Annotated in this window: 18 protein-coding genes and 1 pseudogene; 13 read left to right on the top strand and 6 right to left on the bottom strand. The window is 68.0% G+C overall.

Annotated features, from left to right (window positions below):
- The 3 genes and pseudogenes from RJ1_RS37685 to RJ1_RS37695 all read left to right on the top strand — a co-directional run.
- A pseudogene (locus RJ1_RS37685) lies at positions 1–147 on the top strand (lipoyl(octanoyl) transferase LipB); the annotation flags it as partial.
- 52 nt (positions 148–199) lie between these two features.
- On the top strand, positions 200–1,210 hold the full coding sequence (gene lipA, locus RJ1_RS37690) for a lipoyl synthase (RefSeq protein WP_174695069.1): 1,011 nt from the start codon (positions 200–202) through the stop codon (positions 1,208–1,210).
- A 73-nt stretch (positions 1,211–1,283) separates the two neighbouring features.
- Positions 1,284–2,042, top strand: a complete 759-nt coding sequence (locus RJ1_RS37695; protein WP_073368476.1) for a DUF4191 domain-containing protein — start codon at positions 1,284–1,286, stop codon at positions 2,040–2,042.
- Between the two features lie 82 nt (positions 2,043–2,124).
- Here the strand turns inward: RJ1_RS37695 and RJ1_RS37700 are convergent, their stop codons facing one another.
- Positions 2,125–2,601 carry an RDD family protein gene (locus tag RJ1_RS37700; RefSeq protein WP_073368425.1) on the bottom strand — a complete coding sequence of 159 codons (477 nt, stop codon included), beginning with the start codon at positions 2,599–2,601 and terminating at the stop codon, positions 2,125–2,127.
- Positions 2,602–2,812: 211 nt separating this feature from the next.
- Between RJ1_RS37700 and glnA (RJ1_RS37705) the strand changes: the two genes are divergently transcribed.
- The 7 genes from glnA (RJ1_RS37705) to RJ1_RS37735 all read left to right on the top strand — a co-directional run bounded on the left by glnA (RJ1_RS37705) (position 2,813) and on the right by RJ1_RS37735 (position 10,480).
- Positions 2,813–4,249 carry a type I glutamate--ammonia ligase gene (glnA, locus tag RJ1_RS37705; RefSeq protein ID WP_073368427.1) on the top strand — a complete coding sequence of 479 codons (1,437 nt, stop codon included), beginning with the start codon at positions 2,813–2,815 and terminating at the stop codon, positions 4,247–4,249.
- A gap of 270 nt (positions 4,250–4,519) precedes the next feature.
- Positions 4,520–5,773 (top strand): multidrug effflux MFS transporter, encoded by a 1,254-nt coding sequence (locus tag RJ1_RS37710; RefSeq protein ID WP_073368430.1) that lies wholly within the window; start codon positions 4,520–4,522, stop codon positions 5,771–5,773.
- 6 nt (positions 5,774–5,779) lie between these two features.
- Positions 5,780–6,760, top strand: coding sequence for a putative antibiotic biosynthesis monooxygenase (locus RJ1_RS37715; RefSeq protein ID WP_073368433.1), 981 nt, complete (start codon positions 5,780–5,782; stop codon positions 6,758–6,760).
- Between the two features lie 97 nt (positions 6,761–6,857).
- Positions 6,858–7,508 carry an ABC transporter permease gene (locus RJ1_RS37720; RefSeq protein ID WP_073368436.1) on the top strand — a complete coding sequence of 217 codons (651 nt, stop codon included), beginning with the start codon at positions 6,858–6,860 and terminating at the stop codon, positions 7,506–7,508.
- Positions 7,501–8,727 (top strand): ABC transporter ATP-binding protein, encoded by a 1,227-nt coding sequence (locus RJ1_RS37725; protein ID WP_073368439.1) that lies wholly within the window; start codon positions 7,501–7,503, stop codon positions 8,725–8,727. Before RJ1_RS37720 ends, RJ1_RS37725 begins: the two co-directional genes overlap by 8 nt.
- Positions 8,724–9,497 (top strand): ABC transporter permease, encoded by a 774-nt coding sequence (locus tag RJ1_RS37730; protein ID WP_073368442.1) that lies wholly within the window; start codon positions 8,724–8,726, stop codon positions 9,495–9,497. The genes RJ1_RS37725 and RJ1_RS37730 overlap by 4 nt, the downstream gene beginning before the upstream one ends.
- Positions 9,497–10,480, top strand: a complete 984-nt coding sequence (locus tag RJ1_RS37735) for a glycine betaine ABC transporter substrate-binding protein (protein ID WP_073368445.1) — start codon at positions 9,497–9,499, stop codon at positions 10,478–10,480. The genes RJ1_RS37730 and RJ1_RS37735 overlap by 1 nt, the downstream gene beginning before the upstream one ends.
- Before the next feature lie 3 nt (positions 10,481–10,483).
- Here RJ1_RS37735 and RJ1_RS37740 read toward each other — a convergent pair whose 3' ends face one another.
- The 4 genes from RJ1_RS37740 to RJ1_RS37755 form a co-directional block, all read right to left on the bottom strand.
- Positions 10,484–11,449, bottom strand: a complete 966-nt coding sequence (locus tag RJ1_RS37740; RefSeq protein ID WP_073368448.1) for an endonuclease/exonuclease/phosphatase family protein — start codon at positions 11,447–11,449, stop codon at positions 10,484–10,486.
- Positions 11,446–14,460, bottom strand: a complete 3,015-nt coding sequence (locus tag RJ1_RS37745; protein WP_073368479.1) for a bifunctional [glutamine synthetase] adenylyltransferase/[glutamine synthetase]-adenylyl-L-tyrosine phosphorylase — start codon at positions 14,458–14,460, stop codon at positions 11,446–11,448. Before RJ1_RS37745 ends, RJ1_RS37740 begins: the two co-directional genes overlap by 4 nt.
- Positions 14,461–14,468: 8 nt before the next feature.
- Complete coding sequence (gene glnA, locus RJ1_RS37750) at positions 14,469–15,809, bottom strand: type I glutamate--ammonia ligase (RefSeq protein WP_073368451.1); 1,341 nt, start codon at positions 15,807–15,809, stop codon at positions 14,469–14,471.
- A gap of 116 nt (positions 15,810–15,925) precedes the next feature.
- Positions 15,926–17,494 (bottom strand): alpha/beta hydrolase, encoded by a 1,569-nt coding sequence (locus RJ1_RS37755; protein ID WP_073368453.1) that lies wholly within the window; start codon positions 17,492–17,494, stop codon positions 15,926–15,928.
- A gap of 182 nt (positions 17,495–17,676) precedes the next feature.
- Here RJ1_RS37755 and panB point away from each other — a divergent pair, with 182 nt between their 5' ends.
- From panB to pip, 3 genes are read left to right on the top strand one after another with little or no spacing between them, the layout of a single operon-like run.
- On the top strand, positions 17,677–18,546 hold the full coding sequence (gene panB / locus RJ1_RS37760; RefSeq protein ID WP_073368455.1) for a 3-methyl-2-oxobutanoate hydroxymethyltransferase: 870 nt from the start codon (positions 17,677–17,679) through the stop codon (positions 18,544–18,546).
- Between the two features lie 39 nt (positions 18,547–18,585).
- A complete protein-coding gene (locus RJ1_RS37765; RefSeq protein WP_083400454.1) occupies positions 18,586–19,047 on the top strand; it encodes a hypothetical protein in 462 nt (153 codons plus the stop codon).
- Positions 19,048–19,055: 8 nt separating this feature from the next.
- Entirely contained in the window at positions 19,056–20,021 is a 966-nt protein-coding gene (pip, locus tag RJ1_RS37770) for a prolyl aminopeptidase (RefSeq protein ID WP_073368460.1), read from the top strand.
- 4 nt (positions 20,022–20,025) lie between these two features.
- Here pip and RJ1_RS37775 read toward each other — a convergent pair whose 3' ends face one another.
- Complete coding sequence (locus RJ1_RS37775) at positions 20,026–21,426, bottom strand: RNB domain-containing ribonuclease (RefSeq protein WP_073368482.1); 1,401 nt, start codon at positions 21,424–21,426, stop codon at positions 20,026–20,028.
- Between the last annotated feature and the right edge of the window lie 12 nt (positions 21,427–21,438).

Raw genomic sequence — 21,438 nt, forward strand, 5'->3', positions numbered from 1 at the left:
CCCCCCGCCGTCACGGCGGCCGTCGTCGCGGCGCTCGACGGCACCCTCCCGGTCACCGAACACGACATCGAGCGGGTCACGTTCGACTCCGCCGCGGCCGAGAAGCCGTCCTCGGCCCCCACCTTCACTACTGTTCAGTACGGCTGACGACCGCTCCCCGGCCCGTCGTGCGCGTCGGGCCGGGCGTAGCATCGTTCGCGTGACTGTGGCCCCAGAAGGACGCAAATTGCTCCGCCTCGAGATCCGAAATGCGGAGACCCCGATCGAACGCAAGCCGAACTGGATCAAGACGAGAGCGAAGATGGGCCCGGAATACTCCGAGCTCAAGGGCCTCGTCAAGCGCGAGGGTTTGCACACCGTCTGCGAAGAAGCCGGCTGCCCCAACATCTACGAATGCTGGGAAGACCGCGAGGCAACGTTCCTCATCGGCGGTGAACAATGCACCCGCCGCTGCGACTTCTGCCAGATCGACACCGGCAAACCCGACGACCTCGACCGCGACGAACCCCGCCGCGTCGCCGAATCCGTCCAGGCGATGGGGCTGCGCTACTCGACCATCACGGGCGTCGCCCGCGACGACCTCCCCGACGGCGGCGCCTGGCTGTACGCCGAAACCGTGCGCCTGATCCACCAGTTCAACCCCGGCACCGGCGTCGAACTGCTCATCCCCGACTTCAACGCCAAACCCGAGCAGCTGGCCGAGGTGTTCGCCACCCGCCCCGAGGTGCTCGCGCACAACGTCGAAACCGTCCCGCGCATCTTCAAGCGGATCCGGCCCGCGTTCCGCTACCAGCGCAGCCTCGACGTGATCACCGCCGCCCGCGAGGACAACCTCGTCACCAAGTCCAACCTCATCCTCGGCATGGGCGAAACCCCCGACGAGGTCACTCAGGCGTTGCACGACCTGCACGACGCGGGCTGCGACATCATCACCATCACCCAGTACCTGCGCCCCTCCCCCCGGCACCATCCCGTCGAACGGTGGGTCAAGCCGGAGGAGTTCGTCGAGCACTCCAAGACCGCCGAGGAAATCGGCTTCGCCGGCGTCATGGCCGGACCCCTCGTCCGCTCGTCGTACCGCGCCGGGCGTCTCTACGCGCAGGCGATGGCCCACCATGGCCGCGAATTGCCTGCAGGACAGGCACATCTCGCCGAAGGCGGCGATGCGTCGCAGGAGGCAAGTTCCCTCATGGCGCGTCTCGCCCGCTGACCGGGACGCGTGCGCGGTGATCGACACCGGACGGGTCATCACCGCGCACGGCCAGGGACGTATCCTGAAGAGCATGGCGAACGGCAGTAAATCCGGTAAAGCGGGCAAACCCAGTAAAGAAGCAAAGGCAGCCGCCAAGGCAGCCCGCCGGCAGGCGTCGAAGGAACGCAGAACCCAGCTGTGGCAGGCGTTCCAGATGCAGCGCAAGGAAGACAAGCTGCTGTTGCCGCTCATGCTCGGCACACTCGTCGGACTGGCGGTGGTGTTCTTCCTCGTCGGTCTGATCTGGGGCCTGCAGTGGTTCCTCCTGCCGATCGGTCTCCTCCTCGGCGTGCTCGGCGCGTTCATCATCTTCGGCCGGCGTGTGCAGAAGACGGTGTACGGCAAGGCCGAGGGCCAGGCGGGTGCGGCGGCGTGGGCGCTCGACAACATGCAGGGCGCCTGGCGCGTCACCAGCGCGGTCGCGGGCACCACCCAACTCGACGCCGTTCACCGCGTGATCGGACGACCCGGCGTCATCCTCGTCGCCGAGGGTTCCCCGCAGCGCGTGAAGTCGTTGCTCGCCCAGGAGAAGAAGAAGACGGCGCGACTGGTCGGCGACACCCCGATCTACGACATCGTCATCGGCAACGACGAGGGCCAGGTCCCGCTGTCGCAGCTGCAGAAGCACCTGAACAAGCTCCCCAAGAACATCGACACCAAGCGGATGGACGCCATCGAGTCGCGGCTCGCCGCGCTCAGCAGCCGCGGCGGCGGCGCGGCACTGCCCAAGGGCCCGATGCCCGGCGGTGCGAAGATGCGCGGCGTGCAGCGCACCATCCGCCGTCGCTAGACGCTGTCGCCTTCCACCTGTTTCCGCCCGATGTCGATGCGACATCGGGCGGAAGTCGTTCGGCAGGTCGGCGCGTGCGAAATCAGCGCGTGCGGATCAGGGCGGTACCGGTGGCGCGGTCCTGCATGCCGCGGCCGTCGATGTCCGTGATGGTCCCGGGCACGACGAACACGAGCAGCGCCTGACGTACCAGGGCCCGCACGAAACCGACGCGGACGGGTCCGTCCACGCGCGCCACCTGCATTCCGAGGAACACCTGCCCCGGTGTGAACGAGAACAGTGTCACCGTGACGACACCGACGACGAACCAGACGAGCAGCGTGAGGGTAGAGAACGGGCCCTCGAAGAAGTTGTCGCCGATGATCAGCGCCGCGACGCCCGCCGACGACACCCAGTCGATCATCAGGGCGGCGAGCCGGCGTCCCGTGCTCGCGAGGGAACCGGGACCTTCCGCCTGCAACCCGAGGCGCTCGCCGCGGAAGGACTGCTTCGTCTCGTCCGCACCGTTCGGCAGGGCAGCCGAAGGTCCGGAGAGCCAAGAACCGGTGATACGTGCCATGCTGTCCAGGATAGGCGTCGCGTCGCCGAGGACCTCACACCGGAGCTTTGGGCTGTGTGCGCAGTCACAGCCGGTGCAAAAGCCCAGGACGATTCGACGCGTAACACGGGCGAAACAAAGGGTTGACCGGCGGGCAACACCAGGTCCTTACCGTCTGGCTCGACGAATTCGCCAATATCCACTTGGCTGAAGCGACTTAAGGAGCACAAGCGTGGCGTTCACCACGGCCGAAGAGGTCATCAAGTTCATCAAGGACGAGAACGTCGAGTATGTCGACATCCGGTTCAGCGACCTGCCGGGCGTCCAGCAGCACTTCTCGATCCCGGCGTCGGCGTTCAACCAGGATGTCTTCGAGGACGGCCTCGCGTTCGACGGTTCGTCCGTCCGCGGCTTCCAGTCGATCCACGAGTCGGACATGATGCTCCTCCCCGACGTCGCCACCGCCCAGCTCGACCCCTTCCGCGCGGCCAAGACGCTGAACATCAACTTCTTCGTCCACGACCCGTTCACGCGCGAGTCCTACAGCCGCGACCCCCGTAACGTCGCGCGTAAGGCGGAGGAGTACCTGAAGTCGACCGGCATCGCCGACACCGCCTTCTTCGGTGCCGAGGCCGAGTTCTACATCTTCGACTCCGTCCGCTACGACTCCGGCATCAACGGCGCGTTCTACGAACTCGACTCCATTTCGGGTTCCTGGAACACCGGTAACGACGTGAACGCCGACGGCAGCCCCAACCTGGGCTACAAGGTCCGCCCCAAGGGCGGCTACTTCCCCGTCGCTCCGTACGACCACTACGTCGACCTGCGCGACGAGATCTCCACCAACCTGCAGAACGCGGGCTTCGAGCTCGAGCGCGGCCACCACGAGGTGGGCACCGGCGGCCAGCAGGAGATCAACTACAAGTTCAACACGCTCCTCGCGGCCGCGGACGACCTGCAGCTGTTCAAGTACATCGTGAAGAACACCGCCTGGCAGCACGGCAAGTCGGCCACCTTCATGCCGAAGCCGCTGTTCGGCGACAACGGCTCGGGCATGCACGTCCACCAGTCGCTGTGGAAGGACGGCAAGCCGCTGTTCCATGACGAGGCCGGCTACGCGGGCCTGTCCGACATGGCGCGTCACTACATCGGCGGCATCCTGCACCACGCCCCGTCGCTGCTGGCGTTCACCAACCCGACGGTCAACTCGTACCACCGTCTGGTGCCGGGCTACGAAGCCCCCATCAACCTGGTGTACAGCCAGCGCAACCGCTCGGCGGCCGTGCGTATCCCGATCACCGGCAACAACCCGAAGGCCAAGCGCCTCGAGTTCCGCGCCCCCGACTCCTCGGGTAACCCGTACCTGAACTTCGCGGCGCAGATGATGGCCGGCCTGGACGGCATCAAGAACAAGATCGAGCCGCAGGCTCCCGTCGACAAGGACCTCTACGAGCTCCCGCCGGAGGAGGCCCGCAACATCCCGCAGGCCCCCACCAGCCTGTCGGCCGTCATCGACCGCCTCGAGGCCGATCACGACTACCTCACCGAGGGTGGCGTGTTCACGTCCGATCTGATCGAGACCTGGATCTCGCTCAAGCGTGAGCAGGAGATCGCTCCGGTCAACCTGCGTCCGCACCCGTACGAGTTCCAGCTGTACTACGACGTGTAAGTCGTCACGCCCGCCGAGATGCGGGCCGGTACTCCCTGACGAGCCCATCCGTGGCGCCGGCTGCTTCAGCCGGTGACGCGGGTGGGCTCGTTCGCGTCGTGTCCTTCTCCGGTCCGGTCACCGCCGCCGGAATCCGCACGGCGCGGCAGTGCGCAGTCGTATGATCCAGGGAACCGACCGCACGGACCGTTGCGGAACGTTCGCTCGAAGGCTTTCGGGATACTTGCTCCGTTCTCCAGCCCCCACGGGTCGAGAAGCAGGTGGTGCGGGATGTCAGTGCCCTCGACGCCGACCGGCGTCCCGGTGCCGCGCCGTGTCGTGGTCATCCTGTTGCTGGTGATTCCGCTCAGCCAGATCCCCCTCGACATCTACACCCCGGCGCTGCCCCAGATGGTGCTCGATCTGGACGCGTCCGCGGCCGTCGTGCAGAACACGGTGACGGCGTACATGCTGGGCATGAGTCTGGCGTTCATTCCCGTCGGCATCATCGCGGATGCGGTGGGCCGCAAACCCACTCTGCTGACGTGCCTGGCGATCCTCGTCGTCACCAGTGTGGGATGCGCCCTCGTGCAGGACATCACGGTCCTGCTCGGCCTGAGGTTCGTGCAGGGGATCGGCGGGTGCGCCTGCCTCGTCCTCGCCTACGCGGTCGCCGCCGACTGCTACCGGGGTGCCCGGCTCACGTCCGTGTCCGGTCTCCTCGGGGCGGCGTGGGGGTTGGCACCCGTTCTCGCGCCGGCGGTGGGTGGTGTACTCGTGCAGTTCATCTCGTGGCGCCTGGTATTCGGGCTGATCGCGCTACTGGCCGCTCTGGCCGTTCCGCTCGTCGTCGCCGGACTCCCGGAGACGCTTCCGCCGGAATCGCGCACACCGGTCGACGCCACCGCCGCGGCACGGGTGCTGGGGGCCGCTCTGCGCCACCGCATCTTCGTCGGCTTCGTGCTCGTGTTCGGACTGATGGCGTCCGCCCAGATGGTGTTCGGTGTCGTCGCACCCTTCCTGTACCAGGAGATCCTCGGCTTCTCCCCCGCCGCCTACGGTGCTGTCGCGCTCGTCGTGGGCGGCGCCAACCTGCTCGGCGAACTCGCCTGCGGCGCACTGGCCGTTCGGGTCGGCACCCGCCGGCTCGCGTTCGGCGCGTGGTGGGTGTTCGTGGCCGGCGCGCTCGTGCTCACCGTCACGGCCGGGTTGTCCGTCGTCACCGCACCGGCCATCACCATCGGCGCCTGCCTCGCGCTGGCCGGATGCGGCGTGCTCTGCCCGCAGATGTACGGACTGGCCCTCGGCCTGTTCAGCCGCAATCTCGGGCTGATCGGCGGCGTCGTCACCGCGGTCTGCTATCTCGTCGTCAGTGCGGCGATGGCGGTCGCCGGAGTGCTGCCCGAGACCAGCCAGGCGCCCCTGGGCTGGCTCTATCTCGCCCTGGGCGCCGGAGCGGGGATTCTGCTCCTGCTCACCACTTCCGCCAGACGGTCCGACAACTCCCCCGCGGCCTCGCTCGCACCACGACCTGAACGGAGGTGATCTCACGTGCCGCATTCACACTCGCGTAGCCCTGCGGCGTCCCCGGTGTCGGTGATCTTCCAACGCCGGATCGACGACGCGAGTTACGCCGACTACGCACGGTGGCAGACGCGCGCGGCGGAAGCCCTCACGACGGTTCCGGGATTCATCGACCAGGACATCGTGCCGCCGTCGCCGCCCGTGCAGGACGACTGGGTGGACGTGCTGCGGTTCGTCACCATCGAGGACGCCCGCGCGTGGCTCGACAGCGACCTCCGGTCGGAACTCGTGTCGCAGATCAAGTACGCCTTCATCGGCAACGAGGACGTGCATCTGCTCACCGGCGAGCAGACCCGGGAGCAGTCGGCGACGTCGGTGGTCATCTCCTGTCACGTCGACCCCGAGGACGAGTCGGCGTTCATGGACTGGCAGCGGAAGATCTCCGCCGCAGAGGCGGGGTTCCGAGGTTTCCGGGGGCACAAGGTCGAGAGGCCGGTGCAGGGGATCACCGAGGACTGGACGATCGTGCTCAGCTTCGACACCGAGGACAACCTGGCGTCGTGGATGGACTCAGCCGAGCGGGCTGCCCTCCTGAAGGAGGGCGAGAAGTTCAACAAGAATCTCCGAATCCGCAAGGCGAGCTACGGTTTCGACTTCTGGTTCCGCGGCGCTGCCGGTGACGAGCCGCCCCCGGTGCCCGTCGCCCGAAGCAATCTCCTGGCGCTGCTGGTGCTGTACCCGCTCGTCGTGATCTGGGGACATTTCTTCAGTGCACCACTCATCGAGTCGCGCGGGGTGCCGATCGCCGTGGCCCTGTTCATCGGGAACCTGGTCACCACTCAGATCCTCGGCTGGTGGGCCGTTCCCGCGGCGTTCAAGGCGTTCGGGTGGTGGATGGATCCGGGAATACCCACCCGGCGGCGAAACCTGGGCTACGCCGTGATGATCGCGCTGTTCGGCATCTCGATCGGCGTGTGCACGCTGCTGTTCATGATCCCGACCACGTAACAGACTTTCCGATTCACCTGCGCGATGTTCGGGTACATAGCACTGTGAAGGACCGAGGTCTGTTTTCACATCTGGAGAGAGGTGTTCACGGTTGGACATGCAGCAACTGTGGGACTTCGTCTCCGCCCGCAAGCAGCAACTGCTCACCGACTCGTTCCTGCACGTCAGCGCAGTCGTGCAGTCGGTGGTCATCGCCACGATCGTCGCGGTGGCGATCGGGATCCTCGTGTACCGCAGTCCGGCGGGCTCCGCCATCGCGACCGCACTGGCCAGCACGATCCTCACCATCCCGTCGTTCGCTCTGCTGGGCCTGCTGATCCCGATCCTGGGGCTCGGTGTGGCCCCGACCGTCACCGCCCTGGTGCTGTACGCGCTGTTGCCGATCATCCGGAACACCATCCTCGGACTCGCGTCCGTCGACCCTGCGGTCACCGACGCCGCCCGCGGTGTGGGGATGAGCCGCACGACGGTGCTGAGCAGGATCGAACTGCCCCTCGCCTGGCCGTCGATCCTGACCGGCATGCGGGTGAGCACGCAGATGCTGATGGGCATCCTCGCGATCGCGGCGTACGCGAAGGGTCCCGGGCTCGGCAACCTCATCTTCTCGGGACTGTCCCGCGTCGGCAGCCCGACGGCCATACCGCAGGCTCTCACGGGGACCGTTCTCATCGTGATCCTCGCCCTCGTACTCGACGGCGTCCTCGCCGTCATCGGCCGACTCACCACCTCCAGGGGGATCCGTGACTGATCTCGATACACCGCCGACCAACGGAAGCACCGTCTCCGGAGTGGACATCGTCCTCGAAGACGTCGTCAAGAGCTACCCGGGCCAGGAGAAGGCGGCCGTCGACAACGTGTCGATGCGCATCCCCGCCGGTGAGATCGTGGTTCTCGTCGGCCCGTCCGGCTGCGGCAAGACCACCACCATGCGCATGATCAACCGTCTCATCGAACCGACGTCGGGGAAGATCACGATCGGCGGCAAGGACGCCCTGTCCATCGACCCGGACAAGTTGCGGCGCGGCATCGGCTACTCGATTCAGCAGGCCGGACTGTTCCCGCATCTCACGATCGCCAAGAACGTCGGCACGGTCCCCGGTCTGATCGGCTGGGACAAGAAGAAGATCGCCGACCGCACCGACGAGATGCTCGACCTCGTCGGACTCGAACCCGACCTCTACCGCGAGCGCTACCCCCGGCAGTTGTCGGGCGGTCAGCAGCAGCGGGTCGGGGTGGCGCGGGCGCTGGCCGCCGATCCCCCGGTGCTGCTCATGGACGAGCCGTTCGGCGCGGTCGACCCGATCACGCGCGGACTGCTGCAGGACGAGTTGATGCGACTGCAGTCCGATCTCGGCAAGACGATCGTCTTCGTGACGCACGATTTCAACGAGGCAGTCAAGCTGGGTGATCGGATCGCGGTGCTGGGCAACCAGTCGCACATCATGCAGTACGACACTCCGGAGGCGATCCTCGCCCATCCCGCCAACGACATGGTGGCCGGGTTCGTCGGCGCGGACGCGTCGCTGAAGCAGCTGACGCTCACCCGGGTGGCTGAGGTCGAACTCCTCGACTGCCCCACCGCGTACGAGGACGGGTCGGTGGACGAGCTGCGGGCGGCGATCGCACCCCGCAAGGATAAGTGGGGCGTCCTGTTGGATGCGCGGGATCGCCCGACCCGCTGGGTGTCGATGCGGCATCTGGCCAACGCCACGTCGCTGCGTGACATCGGCGACCCGATCGAAGAGGTGGTGTCCACCCAGTCGACGCTGCAGGACGCCCTCGAGGCGCTCCTGGCGGAGAGCAGTGCGTCGACGATCGTCACCGGCCGGCGGGGTGAGTACCGCGGCCTGATCACCATCGACACACTGGTGACCCACCTGTCCGCGATGCGTGAGGAACACGCGCACGACGACGAGGACAGCGAGCCGCAGCAGAACGAGGCAAGTGAGGGCGGGACACCGTCATGACGGCCGCCGTCGCCACAAAGGCCACCGCACCTGCCGCCCGGCGTTCGGAACGGGCTCGCTTGCTGGTCCAGCCGATCATCGTCGTTATCCTGGTGGTGAGTGTGCTCGCCTGGGCCTTCAACCGCGAACTCACCGCCACGCAGAAGGGCAGTCTCAACGCCGCCAACATCGCGACCCTGACGTGGCAGCACGTGCTGATCACGGTCGTGGTGGTCGCGATCGTCGTCGTCGTCGCCGTCCCGCTGGGGATCCTGCTGACGCGGCCCGGGTTCACCAAACTGGCACCGATCTTCCTCGGAATCGCCAACATCGGACAGGCCGCGCCGGCCATCGGACTGCTGGTGCTGCTTTTCCTCGCGACGGGGACCACCGGATTCTGGATCGGGGTGCTCCCCATCGCGTTCTACTCCCTCTTGCCCGTTCTCCGGAACACGATCCTGGGTTTGCAGGAGGTCGATCCCGCCGTCATCGACGCCGGGCGCGGACAGGGCATGACCGCCGGTCTCGTCCTGCGCAAGGTCGAGTTCCCGCTCGCCGTCCCGTACATCCTCGCGGGACTGCGCACGTCGCTCGTGCTCGCCGTGGGCACCGCCACACTCAGTTTCCTCGTCAGCGCCGGTGGCCTGGGAATCCTCATCGACACCGGCTACAAGCTGCGAGACAACGTGACCCTGGTCGTGGGAGCCGTGCTCGCGGTCGCGCTCGCGCTGCTCGTCGACTGGTGCGGCGCCCTCGCCGAGGAGTTCCTCGGCCCGAAGGGACTGCGCTGATGAACGTCGTCCGGAAGGCGATCGCCGCAACGGCGGTGACACTGTGCGGGGTCTTCGCCGCGTCGTGTGGCCTCGAATCCGGTGGCGCCCTGCCGCTGTCGGTGGAACCGGGCAGCATCCAGCCCGTCCCCGAACTCGAAGGTGTCAAGATCACCGTCGGTTCCAAGGACTTCACCGAGCAGGTCACCCTCGGTTACATCATCGAGTTCGCGCTGAGCGCCGCCGGCGCCGACGTCCGCGACCTCACCAACATCCAGGGGTCCAACAGCACCAGGGACGCCCAGCTGGACGGGCAGATCGACGTCACCTACGAGTACACCGGGACCGGGTGGATCAACTACCTCGGCAACGAGATCCCGATCCCGGACCCCACTGCGCAGTTCGAGGCGGTCCGCGACGAGGACCTCGAACGCAACGGCATGGTGTGGGTGGATCCCGCCCCGATGAACAACACCTACGCACTGGCCATGAGCAGGCAGACCGCGGAGGAGACCGGGATCACCACGCTGTCCCAGTACGCGGACCTCGTCAACCGCGATCCCGCGGCGGCGACGACCTGCGTGGAGACCGAGTTCAACGTCCGGCAGGACGGGTTCCCCGGGATGGCCGCGAAGTACGGTTTCGACCCCGCCCGCGCGAACCGCCAGATCCTGCAGACCGGCATCATCTACCAGGCCACCGCCGACGGGACGCAGTGCAAGTTCGGCGAAGTGTTCACGACGGACGGCCGCATCATCGCGCTCGATCTGGTGCTGCTGGAGGACGATCGCCAGTTCTTCCCGAAGTACAACCCGGCGATCACCATGCGTGAGGATTTCGCCGAGGCACATCCGCAGGTCGCGGAGGTGATGGCCCCGATCTCCGCGGCGCTGACCAACGAGGAGATCACCGAACTGAACCGCCGGGTCGACGTCGAGGGCGAGGAACCGGCGGACGTGGCACGGGACTGGCTGGTGGACAAGGGTTTCGTCACGCTCCCGTGACGGTCAGTCGCCGAGGGTGATCTTCGCGATCAGGCCGCGGTGATCCGAACCCGTCACCACCACCGAGTCGACGGACTGTGCGTGCGCATCGCTGGTGACGATGTGGTCGATGGCGATCATCGGCGGGAACGGCTGCCGGTCGGCGGGGTAGGTGTTCTGGATGCCGGCACCCACCTGGTCGGCGGCGTCCCGGTACCGTCCGGTCACGAGGTTGCGGTACTTGACGTGGTCACGGGTGGAGTTGAAGTCACCGCTGACGATCACGGGACCCGAATCGGCGGGGACGGCATCGAGAATGGTCTTGATCCGGTCCATCTCGCGTGACCAGAGAGACGGATCCGACGGCCACGGCGGGACGGGATGGAACGCGTACAGCGCCGTGCTCGCACCGTCCGGCAGTTCCACGCGGGCCGACAGCGCGGACAGGACGAATTCCGAGTGGTGCACCTTGTCGGTGAGTGGGTACCGGCTCCAGATCCCGGTTCCCTCGCCGCCGCTTCCGGGCATCAGGAACGAGAACGGCAGCGTCGCGTCGATTCCGGCGGCCACCAACCGGTCGACGGCCTCCGGTGTGAGTTCGTCGACGGTGAGCACGTCGACGTCCCGATCCAGGATCTGCCGGACGAGCGCGTCGGCGTCCGCGTTGCCGAGCCAGATGTTGGCCTGCATCACTGTCAGTTCCGGCCCGGACGCCGTCACCGAACTGTTCGCCACATACAGCGGTCCCTGCGACAGCGTGGCCACCGCGGCCACGGCCAGCGCGACACCGAAACCGACCCAGTGCCGGGTGATTCCGAGCAGCAGCACCCCGACCGCGGCGGCCGCCATCAGGTACGGCGCCGCGGAGGCCAGGACCAGCAGACGCTGATTCTGGACGTCGAGGAACCTCAGCACCACACCGAACACACCGACGAGCACCGCCAGCCAGCCGAGGGCGATCAGTACCCGCACCCCCCAGGTGGCGATCACTCCCCGAAGACTCTCTCCACGACAGCCTTGGCCCGCCGGGTCACCCGCAGGTAGTGGTCGAGGAACTCGCCCGCGTCGCCGCCGCCCCAGCCGGCGATCTGCGCGACCGCGGACAGGACACGGCCCGAACCGGGCAGCTGATCGGTGGCCTTGCCGCGGACGAGCACGAGGCAGTTGCGAGCCTTCGTGGCCGTGATCCACGCGTCGCGCAACAGTTCGACGTCGGACTCGCTGAGCAACTCGGCCCCGCCGATCGCGTCGAGCGTCTCGAGTGTCGACGTGTTGTGCAGCGACTCGATCTCGTGCGCGTGGCGGAGCTGGATCAGCTGCACCGTCCATTCGATGTCGGCGAGACCGCCGCGCCCGAGTTTGGTGTGCGTCGCCGGATCGGCGCCGCGCGGCAGTCGCTCGGAGTCGACGCGTGCCTTGATGCGCCGGATCTCGCGGACCGCCTGCTCCGACACCCCGCCCTCCGGGTAGCGCGTCTTGTCGATCATGTGCAGGAACCGCAGCCCCAGATCGGCGTCGCCCGCGACGTGATGTGCGCGCAGCAGCGCCTGGATCTCCCAGGCCTGCGCCCACTGCGCGTAGTACGCCTCGTACGACGCCAGCGTGCGCACCATCGGGCCGCTGCGACCCTCCGGCCGCAGTCCCGTGTCGACCTCGAGCGGCGGATCGGTGCTGGGCGCGCCGAGCAGGGCCCGGACCTTGTCGCCGATGCTGTTGGCCCACTTGACGGCGACGGTCTCGTCGATCCCCTCGCGTGGTTCGCACACGAACAGCACGTCCGCGTCCGAACCGTAGCCGAGTTCACCGCCGCCGAGCCTGCCCATTCCGATCACCGTGAACGTCGCCGGAGCGGGGGTTCCGAGTTCCTTCTCGCTCGCCTTGATCACGGCCGCGAGGGCGGCGTTGAGCACGGCCGCCCACACGGACGACAGCGCCTTGCACACGCCCGGCACGTCGAGCATGCCGAGAATGTCGGCGGAGGCGATGCGGGCAAGCTCGTAGCGGCGCAGAGACCGGGACGCGGCGATTGCGCGGGCCGGGTCGTCGTGGCGTGCCGAGGCCGTGAGGATGCCGCGCGCGACGTCCTCGGGCTTCGACTCCAGCAGCCGCGGTCCGGTCGGCGAATCCGCGAACAGGCGCACCACGTCCGGCGCCTTGATGAGCAGATCGGGAACGTAGGCCGAGGATCCGAGCACCGTCATCAGCCGCTCCGCGACCGACGCCTCGTCACGCAGCAGTCGCAGGAACCACGTCTGATCGGTCATCGCGTCCGACAGCCGCCGGTACGCGAGCAGTCCGGCATCGGGATCCGGTGTGTCGGCGAGCGATTCGAGCAGGGTCGGCAGCAGCAGCGCCTGAATGCGGCCCTTGCGGGACGCACCGCTGGTGAGTGCGGTGAGGTGCCCGAGTGCGTTCTCCGGAGCGGTGTAACCCAGCGCCGCCAGCTGCCGGATGGCCGCATCCGGGCTCAGCCGCAGGGCTTCCTTGTCGATACGCGCCACCGACTCGAGCAGCGGACGGTAGAACAGCTTGGCGTGCAGACGGCGGACACGGTGCGCGTTGCGCTTGATCTCCGCGTTGAGCACGCCGAGTGCGTCCTTGCTGCCGTCGGGCCGCATGTGCGCGGCCCGCGCCAGCCAGCGCAGCGCTTCCTCGTCGTCGGCGGGTGGCAGGGTGTGCGTGCGACGCAGCTTCTGCAACTGCAGCCGGTGCTCGAGCAACCGCAGGAACTCGTAGGACGCAGCAAGATTCGCGGCGTCGTCGCGGCCCACGTAGCCGCGGGCGGCGAGCGCGGTGAGGGCGTCGATGGTGCTCTGGACGTGCAGCGCCTCGTCTGCGCGGCCGTGCACGAGTTGCAGGAGCTGGACGGCGAATTCGACGTCGCGCAGACTGCCCCGGCCCAGTTTCAGTTCGCGTTCGCGGAGTTCGGGCGGAACCATTTCCTCCACCCGGCGGCGCATCGCCTGCACCTCGGGCACGAAGTCCTCGCGCTCCGACGCGGTCCACACCATCGGGCTGAGGGCGTCGAAGTACTGCTGCCCGAGCGCGCGGTCGCCGATCATCGGGCGGGCCTTGAGCAGCGCCTGGAATTCCCAGGTCTTGGCCCAGCGCTTGTAGTACGTGACGTGGGATTCGAGGGTGCGGACGAGTTCGCCGCGCTTGCCCTCGGGCCGCAGCGCGGCGTCGACGTCGAAGAAGGCCGACGACCCGATGCGCATCATCTCGCCCGCGATCCGGCTGGCGATCGCGTCGGCGGGTTCCGCGACGAAGACCACGTCCACGTCGCTCACGTAATTGAGTTCGCGCGCACCGCACTTGCCCATGGCGATGACGGCCAGACGCACCGGACACGGGGCGTCGGGGCACACGGCCGCGACGGCCACTGCGAGTGCGGCGTTCAACGCGGCGTCCGCCAGATCGGACAGCTGATGGCCGACCGTCTGGTACGGCAGTACCGGTTCGTTCTCGACGGTCGCCGCGAGGTCGACGGCGGCGAGCAGCATCAGCTCGTCGCGGTAGGCCTTGCGCAGCGCCGCAATCGCATCGGGTCCGATGACCGAGGCCCGGTACAGGTCGGCGTCCGGGTGAGCGCCCTCCTCGGGCTCGGCGCCGACCGCGGCCAGCATCGTGGCGGTCGCCTCGTCCTTCGACGGGAGGCGGACGTCGCCGGCGAGGATCTTCCACGACGGGGCATCCGCGACCAGATGGTCGCCGAACGCGCTGGACGCGCCGAACAGTCCGAACAACCGGCCACGCAGACCCTTGTCGGAGCGCAGCGCCGCGTCGAGTTCGGCCCAGCCCTCGCCGAGGCCGTCCTTCAGGCGCACCAGGGTGCGGAGGGCGAGGTCGGCGTTCGCCGCCCGCGACAACGACCAGAGCAGTTCGATGCTGTCTTCGCCGACCCAGCCCAGTTCGCGGAGTTCGGACGGGGCGGTCGGCTCGACGAGGCCCAGACGACCCGGACCGGGAACGGCAGAACGCGCTGCCGGAGGCTTCACCATGCTGTTGCTCACAACCCCAGATACGTCTTGAGTTCGAACGGCGTCACGTGGCTCCGGTACTCCTCCCACTCACGACGCTTGTTGCGCAGGAAGAAGTCGAACACGTGCTCGCCGAGCGCCTCGGCCACGAGCTCCGACTTCTCCATCTCCTTCAGCGCGCCGTCGAGGTTGCCGGGCAGCTCCCGGTAGCCCATGGCGCGGCGCTCGGCCGACGTCAACGCCCACACGTCGTCCTCGGCCTCGGGGGGAAGCTCGTAGCCCTTCTCGATGCCACGCAGACCCGCCGCGAGAAGCACCGCGAACGTCAGATACGGGTTGCAGGCCGAATCTGGGCTGCGGATCTCGACACGACGCGACGACGCCTTGTTCGGCGTGTACATCGGGACGCGGACGAGCGCCGACCGGTTGGACGGACCCCAGGACGCCGCGGTCGGGGCTTCGCCACCGTGGATCAGACGCTTGTAGGAGTTCACCCACTGGTTGGTGACCGCGCTGATCTCGTTGGCGTGCTCGAGGATGCCGGCGATGAACGCCTTGCCGGTCTCCGACAGCTGCATCGGATCGTCCGGGTTGTGGAAGGCATTAGTGTCGCCCTCGAACAGGCTCATGTGCGTGTGCATCGCCGATCCGGCCTGATCGCTGAACGGCTTCGGCATGAAGGTGGCGCGCACGCCCTCGGCGATCGCGACCTCCTTGACGACGTAACGGAACGTCATCACGTTGTCGGCCATCGACAGCGCGTCCGCATACCGCAGGTCGATCTCCTGCTGGCCGGGAGCCGCCTCGTGGTGGCTGAATTCGACGGAGATGCCCATCGACTCGAGTGCGTCGATGGCGTGCCGGCGGAAGTTGGGAGCGGAGTCGTGGACGGCCTGGTCGAAGTAGCCGCCGGAATCGGCGGGCTTCGGCGGGGTGCCGTCGATGGGCCCGTTCTCGAGGAGGAAGAACTCGATCTCGGGGTGCACATAGCAGCTGAACCCGAGGTCGCTCGCCTTGTTCAGCTGACGGCGCAGCACGTGCCGCGAATCCGCCCAGGAGGGGGAACCGTCGGGCATGGCGATGTCGCAGAACATGCGGGCGGAGTGCTGATGCCCCTTGCTCGAACTCCACGGCAGAACCTGGAACGTGGAGGCATCCGGCTTCGCAACCGTGTCCGCCTCGGACACCCGGGAGAAGCCCTCGATCGCGGATCCGTCGAAGCCGATGCCCTCCTCGAAGGCACCTTCCAGTTCCGCGGGGGCGATCGCCACCGATTTCAGGTATCCGAGAACATCCGTGAACCACAATCGGACGAACCGAATGTCGCGCTCTTCGAGGGTGCGAAGCACGAATTCCTTTTGGCGATCCATGTCCGCGAGAGTAAGCAAAGTTCGTTAAATCTGTGTTACTTCGTTGATTCGACTCTTCCGGATTCCGCATCGGGCCAGCGTGCGGGCACGTCGGTCGATCCCGTCACAGGCGCGCGTCAGCACGTCAGATCCGCGGGCGGCACCGCGAGGTCCACCAAATAGTCGGTGACGGCGTCGTCGACGCACGCCTCACCGTCGAGAACCACGGTGTGCTGGGTGCCCCGATAGCTGACGAGTGCACCGTTCATCTGCTTCGCCAGATCCACGCCCGCCTGATACGGCGTCGCCGGATCCTCCGTAGTCGACACGACGACGACCGGCGGGATGCCCGGCGCGGCGACCGTGTGCGGCGACCCCGTGTTCGGTGCGCGCCAGAACGCGCAGACGTCCAACGGTGCGTTGCCGGTGCCGCGACCGTCGTCGAGGAACGGCGCCGCCTGCCGGTATCGGACGTCGGCCGCGCCGACGACTGCGCGGTCGGTGACGGGCGGATCGTCCATGCAGCGGATGGAATTGAAGGCGTCGTTGAGGTTCGAGTACGTGCCGTCGTCGGCGCGGCCCTCGTAGAGATCGGCCAGCATCAGCAGCGAATCACCGGTCCCCGTCTGCAGGCTCTCCAGTCCCCCGCGGAGCGGACCCCAGAGGTTCGGCGAGTACAGCGCCTGCTGAACACCGGTGATCGCATCGGTGTAACTGAGCCCGCGCGGGTCGGTGGTCGCGGCGGGCGTGGCGATCAGCGGATCGACGAGCGCCCGGAACCTCGCGTTCGCCTGCGCCGGGTCGGTCCCGAGCGGGCAGTCCGGCTGCTGCATGCATTCGGCGGCGAACGCGTTGAACGCGTCCTGAAATCCGGCCGCCTGCAGGATCACTTCCTCGGTCGGATCCTGCTCGGGGTCGAGGGCGCCGTCGAGAACCATCGCGCGCACGTTGCCCGGGAACGTCTCCGCGTACGTCGAGCCGAGCCGGGTGCCGTAGGAGTAGCCGAGGTAGTTCAGTTTCTCGTCACCGAGGACCGCGCGGATGACGTCCATGTCGCGCACCACGTCGTACGTGCCGACGTGGGCCAGGACGTCGACGCCGGTGCGTTCGGTGCACTTGTCGGCGTAGTCGCGGTTCTCGGACTCCGTCTCTGCGATCCCGGCGGGACTCATGTCGGTGTCGTCGTCCTTGCGCTTCGCGTCCACCTCGGGCGCGGTCAGGCAGGTCACCTGCGGTGTGGACGCGCCGACACCACGCGGATCGAACCCGATGACGTCGAAATGCTCGGCGAGATCGGTGCCGTCGGCGACGGACGCGAGTCCGATTCCCGACGCCCCCGGACCGCCGGGGTTCACGAGGAGCGATCCGACCTTGTCGCCGGTCGCCTTCGACCGGGAGACGGCGATCCGGGCAGTGGCGCCCGCGGGATTCGCATAGTCGTTGGGCACGGTGACTTCGGCGCAGTCGAGGTTGTCGCCGAGCGGAGACCCGTCGGTGCTGTAGCCCTCACACGAGCCCCACTGCACCTCCTGCGTGTAGAAATTCTCGAGCCCCGGGGGGATCGGCCCGGCGGGAGCCGCCTCGGACGCCGGTGGCTCGGCGACGGCCTCCCCGACGTCCCGTCCGCCTCCCGCACAGCCTGCGACGACAAGGACGACGGCGATGCACCCCGCGAACGCGGCCGGTACCCGAGCACTCTTCGACATAGGACGATCGTGCCAGGGTTCCGAGTGAGACGACCTTCCCGCAGGTCAGAGGCCGGACAGCGGATGTGACCTATTGCACGCGTGCGATCCCTTCGCTCCCCTGCGGGCCGGTGGCAGACTGTAGTCGTCATCACCCGCACCCGGGGACCCGCCAAGGGCCTCGAGGCCAGAAAGGGACAACGATGTCCGATAGCAAGTCGTCCGCGAGCACGTCAGAAGATCGGCTCTACGGATCAGCACCATCGCATGACGTTCCCAAGCGCAAGACCCGAACCCACCACCTCCAGGCCATGAAGGCCGAGGGTGAACGCTGGGCGATGCTCACCGCCTACGACTACTCCAGCGCCCGCATCTTCGAGGAAGCGGGGATTCCCGTTCTCCTCGTCGGCGATTCGGCCGCCAACGTCGTCTACGGCTACGAGACCACCGTCCCCGTCACGATCGACGAACTCCTCCCCCTCGTTCGCGGCGTCGTCCGCGGTGCGCCGCACGCCCTGGTCGTGGCCGATCTGCCGTTCGGCAGCTACGAAAGCTCCCCCGAACAGGCCCTCGCGTCCGCGACCCGGTTCATGAAGGAGGGGCTGGCGCACGCGGTCAAGCTCGAGGGCGGCGAGCGCGTCGCGCCGCAGATCGCCGCCATCACCGCGGCAGGCATCCCCGTCATGGCCCACGTCGGGTTCACCCCGCAGAGCGTCAACTCGCTCGGCGGTTTCCGCGTGCAGGGACGCGGCGACGCCGCCGAGCAGTTGGTCGCCGACGCGATCGCCGTGCAGGAAGCCGGCGCGTTCTCCGTCGTCATGGAGATGGTGCCCGCCGAGATCGCCGGCCAGGTCACCCGGAAGCTCACCATCCCCACCGTCGGCATCGGCGCGGGCATCGAATGCGACGCCCAGGTCCTCGTGTGGCAGGACATGGCCGGCTACACCAGTGGCAAGACGGCGAAGTTCGTCAAGCGCTTCGGTAACGTCGGTGACGAGTTGCGTACCGCGGCCGCCGCCTACGCGTCCGAGGTACGCGCCGGAACGTTCCCGGCAGAAGAGCACAGCTTCTAGGTCGCCCTCGACTCACGGGCCGGCACACATTCGAGGGGGATCTTCATGCGACAGCGATGCGTGCGGGGCACCGGACGTCGTCACCGCCTGGCCGTCGCGGCGGCCGGGACGGTGGCGGTCGCGGCGCTGGTCACGGGGTGCGCCGGGCAGGGCACCTCACCCGCACCCGGCACCACCGCGCCGCCGGCACCGGCCACCACCGCGGTTCCCGGGCCCGCCCTGGTTCCGGGTGGGGTCACCGAGGCGCAGGCCGCCCAGTTGTGCACCGACCTCGAAGGTCAGTTGCAGAGTTGGCGCACCTACACCCCGACCATCGGCAAGACCGGGTTGAACGGTCTGGTCGGGACGTGGATCGCGAAGAACAACCTCAACGCGCTCGATTTCCTGCAGGACCGTGGCCGGATCGACGTGATCACCACCGCGGCCTGCCCCGACATCCGGCAGCAGGCGATCACCGCACTGGAGATCCCCGATCTGGCGTCCGGCCTGATCGGGTTCTGAGGTACGCCGTGACACAGCTGCGCACCCTGTACCCGCCGCTCGAGCCGTACCAGTTCGGGCACCTCGACGTCGGCGACGGTCAGCAGATGTACTGGGAGCAGAGCGGCAATCCCGACGGAAAGCCGGTCGTGTTCCTCCACGGCGGGCCAGGGGGCGGCACCGACCCCGCGCAACGGCAGTTCTTCGACCCGCAGGTGTATCGGATCGTGCTCCTCGACCAGCGCGGGTGCGGGCGTTCCACACCGCACGTCGCCGACGGGGCCGATCTGTCGGTGAACACCACCGGCCGTCTGATCGACGACGTGGAGCTTCTGCGCGATCATCTCGGCATCGACCGCTGGCAGGTCTTCGGCGGGTCGTGGGGGTCCACGCTGGCACTCGCCTACGCGCAGAAGCATCCGCACCGGGTCACCGAACTGGTGCTGCGCGGCATCTTCCTGCTGCGGCGCAGCGAGATCGACTGGTACTACAACGGCGGAGCCGGGCATCTGTTCCCCGAACTGTGGGAGAAGTTCCTGGCGCCGGTGCCGGAATCGGAGCGCGGCGGGGATCTCGTCGAGGCCTACCACCGGCTCCTCCGCTCCGACGACCCCGGGGTCGCGACGCGCGCCGCGATCGCGTGGTCCACGTGGGAGGGAGCGACGAGTTCGCTGCTCCCCAAGCCGGAACGGGTGGCGGAGACCTCGCAGCCGAGGTTCGCGCTGGCGTTCGCCCGCATCGAGAATCACTATTTTCACCACCGCGGATTCCTGGAGGAGGGCCAACTGCTCCGCGACGCGGCCTCGCTGGAGGGCATTCCGGGCGTGATCGTGCAGGGGCGGTACGACGTGGTGTGCCCCGCGACCAGCGCGTGGGCCCTGCACCGGGCCTGGCCCGGTTCCCGGCTCGAGATCGTCGACGACGCAGGACACTCCGCTGTGGAGCCGGGCATCGTCCATCACCTCGTCGAGGCAACCGACCGGTTCCGCAACTGACGCGTCAAGCGGGGTAACCGAACTCGACGGTCCGCTTCACGACGTCGGCGGAGACGAGCCTGACCTTCACCTGCTCACCCTCGGCGGGATCGCCCACACATTTCGCCATCACGGACACGGACGGGACGAACACGTCCGCGGTCCGCTTGCCGTTCCGCGAACGCAGCACGGTCGCGTCGAACGTCTCCCCCACCCGGTCCGCCAGCACGGTCGCCTCGGTGAGGTCGATGCAGGCGTGGTCGATCTTGCCCGCCAGTGAATCCGAGCCGCCCATGATCTCGGGCATCGAACCCAGAGCGTCGCGTGCCCACACCGGCACCGTCCGTCCGGCCGAGACCGCAAGGCACACCTCGGTGGAGTACCGATCCGAGAGCCGGCGCAGCGGCGCGGTCACGTGCGCGTAGGGAGCGCCGATCGCGGAATGCACGGTCAATTCGGGCAGGGCGCCGTCGAACGCGGCGTAATCGGCGCCCCGCAGCAGCGACGGCGCCTCCGTCATCAGCACCAGCGTGGACGCCGAGTTCGGGTCGAGCCGGGCCAGGAGCGCGCCGACGCCGACGCTCTCGGGCCAGTCGATTCCCAACGCCGCCGCGGTGCGTCGCAGCGCGTCGACGGCCTCCGGCCCGGCCGGCGGCAGGGTGCGGAGCAACCCGACCTTCGCGTCGAGCATCATGGCCGCAGCGCACATTCCGGTGAGGAGCGAGACTTCGGCGTTCCAGTCGTCGGCCTCGGTGCGGGGCGCGAGGTCGACGCGCCAGCCGTCCCCGTCCGACACCACCTCCTGCTCCGGCAGCCGGAGTTCGATCGCCCCGCGCGTCACCGCCGCCGCGGTGCGGAGCCTGCCGAACTCCGGCAGCGACGCGATGGACGGATGCAACCGTCCCGCCTCGGAATCGGCCTGCACACCGGCGTAGTCGAGACGCGCAACCGACCGGATGGTGGCGCGGGACACGGTGCAGGACAGCGGTTCGGCGGCGGCGTCGAGTTCGATCCGCCAGACCACCGCCGGGCGGTCCACGTCCGGGAGCAGACTCGCGGATCCCTCCGACAGTTCCTTCGGGTGCAGGGGCACCTTGCCGTCGGGGAGGTAGAACGTCTGCCCCCGTTTCCGCGTTTCCACGTCGAGCACCCCACCCGGTTCCACGACGGCGCCGACATCCGCGATCGCGTACTGCAGGACGAAACCGTCGCGCGTGCGCCCCAGGTGCAGCGCCTGATCGAGATCCAGGGAATCGGGCGGATCGATGGTGACGAACGCCAGATCGGTGCGGTCCTCCCGCTCGGACGCGTACCGGTCGGAGGCTGCCCGCGCCTGCGCTACCGCCGCGGGCGGATAGCCCTCCGGCAGGTGGAATTCGGTGCGCACGGTGCCGAAATCGATTCCGCGCGCTACGAAACGGCTCATCGACACCTCGCG

The organism is Rhodococcus jostii NBRC 16295 (genome assembly GCF_001894825.1).
In the GTDB taxonomy this organism is placed as follows: Bacteria; Actinomycetota; Actinomycetes; order Mycobacteriales; family Mycobacteriaceae; genus Rhodococcus_F; species Rhodococcus_F jostii.